This is a genomic window from Paraclostridium benzoelyticum (assembly GCF_001006285.1).
GTDB classification, from domain to species: domain Bacteria; phylum Bacillota; class Clostridia; order Peptostreptococcales; family Peptostreptococcaceae; genus Paraclostridium; species Paraclostridium benzoelyticum.
Genome location: NZ_LBBT01000243.1, coordinates 1 through 2,821, shown reverse-complemented (window position 1 = coordinate 2,821; position 2,821 = coordinate 1). Strand labels below are relative to the sequence as shown.

At 27.4% G+C, this 2,821-nt stretch carries 2 protein-coding genes; both read left to right on the top strand.

The genetic code is table 11. From position 1 onward, the window contains the following. Window positions 1-191 precede the first annotated feature (191 nt). Window positions 192-797 (top strand): recombinase family protein, encoded by a 606-nt coding sequence (locus tag VN21_RS12305; RefSeq protein WP_046823521.1) that lies wholly within the window; start codon window positions 192-194, stop codon window positions 795-797. A 387-nt stretch (window positions 798-1,184) separates the two neighbouring features. Then, complete coding sequence (gene murJ, locus VN21_RS12300; RefSeq protein WP_046823520.1) at window positions 1,185-2,801, top strand: murein biosynthesis integral membrane protein MurJ; 1,617 nt, start codon at window positions 1,185-1,187, stop codon at window positions 2,799-2,801. Window positions 2,802-2,821: the final 20 nt, after the last annotated feature.

Genomic DNA, 2,821 nt, shown 5'->3' with positions numbered 1-2,821 from the left:
ATTTACAATATTAAAAATATTTTTTTCGTTATAGATATAAAAAGCAAGCATGTCAAAAAGTCTACTTTTTGACATGCTTGCTTTTTAAAAGTTATTTTCTTTCAAAAATTAAACAATTTTATATTTGCAACATTTCAAAATGATAGTATACTTATTGAATAGAAAAATAACACTTGAAAGGAAAAAAAGGTATGAGAAAATTTTTTTATGCAAGGATAAGTACAAAAGATCAAACTTTAGAAAGACAAATTGTAGAAGCAAAAAAATTGGGCATTGATGAAAGTTATATATTTCTAGAAGTTGCGAGTGGAAAAGATTTTAAAAGACCTGAGTACCAACTTTTAAAAAGGATGCTTAGAGAAGGGGATGTACTATACATAAAATCATTAGATAGACTTGGAAGAAATAAACAAATGATATTAGATGAATGGAATGAATTAGTTAAAGTTAAAAAAGTAGATATAGTAATTTTAGATATGCCACTTTTAGATACTACTAAATACAAAGACATGAACGGATTAGAAAATTTAATATCAGATATAATTCTTCAACTTTTAAGTTATATGGCAGAGGACGAAAGACTTAGAACAAAAGAAAGACAAAGAGAAGGTATCAAAATAGCAAGAGAAAAAGGTATTAAGTTTGGTAGACGTAAAATAGATCCAGGAGAAAAATTCGAAGAAGTTTATCAAGAATGGAAATCAGGACAAATTACTGCTGTAAAAGCTATGGAAATGCTAGGATTAAAGAGCAATACATTTTATAGAAGAGTTAAGGAATATGAATCGAGAAAATAAAAAAACCGGATATATCTATTTACAGTAGATTTGTCCGGTTTTTATTAATTTAGAAAATAAAAAATAAAGATATAGAGTAGTATGATTTTAGATACGCGTGTGTCCTATACTGAACTAATCAAAGCCTTATAAAAGGAATTAAGAACTTAAGCAATGTAGTAATTTCAATTAGAGAGAATATTTCACGATTTAGTCAAATGGAAATAAATGTAAAAGTTGTAACTTGAAAAGATATAAAAAGATGTATAATATAATTCTGGTAAATTATATAGTTATAAATTTAACCTTTTTAAAGTGAAACTATATAAATAAAAAGCTTATATAAATTAAAAAAACATAGTTATTTAATGTTGTAAATTATATAAGTCTAAAAAAGGAGAAATATTTATGTCAAAGGTAGCAAAAACAACGATAGGATTGATGATAGCTACGTTAATAGCAAAAGTATTGGGATTTGGAAGAGAATTAACTCTAGCTGGAGTATACGGAACACAGGGGATAAGTGATGTGTTCAAAGTATCTATGACTATACCGGTAGTTATATTCGCAGCAGTAGGAACATCTTTAGATACAGCGTTTATACCTTTATACCAAGAGGTACTTAAGAATAATGGAGAAAAGGAAGCAAACAAATTTACAAATAACGTATTAAATACAGTTATTTTAATTTGTATGGCATTTTCTATATTAGGATTGATATTTACACCTCAAATTGTACATGTATTTGCAATGGGATTTAAAGGTGATATATTTGCTCAAACAGTATACTTTACTAGAATTATGATAATAGGATTAGCTTTTTTAGGAATGAGTTATATTATGACGGCTTATCTTCAGGTAAAAGGAAACTTTGTAATACCTGGACTTATGAGTGTGCCAAATAATATTATAGTTATAACATCTATAGTTTTGAGTTCAATAATAAGTATACATTTACTTCCTTGGGGAGCTTTAATAGGATTATTTTTACAATTCTTATTCCAGCTACCCTTTGCTAAAAAAAGAGGATTTAAATATAATCTATTTGTTGATTTTAATGATAAATATTTAAGGAAAATGCTATGGCTTGTAATACCTGTCTTAATAGGGGTTGCAGTCAATCAAGTTAGCACTATTGTAGATAGGACAATAGCATCTAATCTTGCTGAAGGAAGTATATCATCACTAGATTATGCAGCTAAATTGAATTCATTTGTAATGGGTATGTTTATAGTATCAATTTCTTCTGTTGTTTATCCATTATTAGCTAAGTTAACAACACAAAACGATAAAGAAGAATTTTATAAAGCGATAAAAACATCAGTAAACACAGTTACACTTTTACTGATCCCTATATCAATAGGTGCTATGATACTTGCAACTCCAATAGTTAAAGTGCTTTTCCAAAGAGGTGCATTTGATGCAAAATCTACACAAATGACAGCAATAGCAGTAGTATTTTATTCAATAGGGATCATAGGATTTGGTCTTAGAGATATACTTGGAAAGGTATTTTACTCATTACAAGATACAACAACACCTATGGTAAATGGGATAATTACTATTGTATTAAATATAGTATTAAACTTACTATTTGTAAGATATACAAATATGCAACATGCAGGGTTGGCTTTAGCAACTAGTATTTCTGCAATAGTTACCATAATATTATTATTTATAAGTTTAAGAAAAAAGATCGGGCCATTTGGCGGTAAATCAATTATAATCGTTTTAATAAAATCAATTGTATCAGCATTATTGATGGCTGTTGTAACACTATTTGTATATAATTTCTTGAATGAGGCGGTACCTCCTTTATTAGATGGAGTATTACCAGATTTATTACATAAAATTTTACCTGCTGCTTTAGAGAAAAAATTAACGGCTGAAAAGATATATGATATTATTTCATTAGGTGGATCAGTGGGATGTGGGGCATTAACTTATGGTATATGCATAATTCTTTTAAAAGTAGATGAAGTAAATTTAATTTTAAATAGTATAAAAAATAAAATAAAGAGGTAACAAAATTGTTTGAATATATA

What these genes read in the sequence shown, in the direction of transcription:
- VN21_RS12305 (WP_046823521.1), top strand. Translation starts at nt 192, where the DNA reads ATGAGAAAATTTTTTTATGCAAGGATAAGTACAAAAGATCAAACTTTA.
- murJ (WP_046823520.1), top strand. Translation starts at nt 1,185, where the DNA reads ATGTCAAAGGTAGCAAAAACAACGATAGGATTGATGATAGCTACGTTA.